General features: G+C 51.7%; 1 rRNA gene. It reads left to right on the top strand.

What is annotated here, in order from left to right:
* Positions 1-402 (top strand): 16S ribosomal RNA (locus FDX11_RS25030); the annotation flags it as partial.
* Positions 403-412: the final 10 nt, after the last annotated feature.

The raw sequence follows: 412 nt of genomic DNA, 5'->3' as shown, positions 1-412 counted from the left end.
CGGGAACTCAAAGGAGACTGCCAGTGATAAACTGGAGGAAGGTGGGGATGACGTCAAGTCATCATGGCCCTTACGAGTAGGGCTACACACGTGCTACAATGGCATATACAAAGAGAAGCGACCTCGCGAGAGCAAGCGGACCTCATAAAGTATGTCGTAGTCCGGATTGGAGTCTGCAACTCGACTCCATGAAGTCGGAATCGCTAGTAATCGTGGATCAGAATGCCACGGTGAATACGTTCCCGGGCCTTGTACACACCGCCCGTCACACCATGGGAGTGGGTTGCAAAAGAAGTAGGTAGCTTAACCTTCGGGAGGGCGCTTACCACTTTGTGATTCATGACTGGGGTGAAGTCGTAACAAGGTAACCGTAGGGGAACCTGCGGTTGGATCACCTCCTTACCTTAAAGAA

Origin of the sequence: Citrobacter sp. wls714 (assembly GCF_005281025.1) — a bacterium.
In the GTDB taxonomy this organism is placed as follows: Bacteria; Pseudomonadota; Gammaproteobacteria; order Enterobacterales; family Enterobacteriaceae; genus Citrobacter; species Citrobacter werkmanii.
This window is presented reverse-complemented; position numbering and strand designations above follow the sequence as displayed.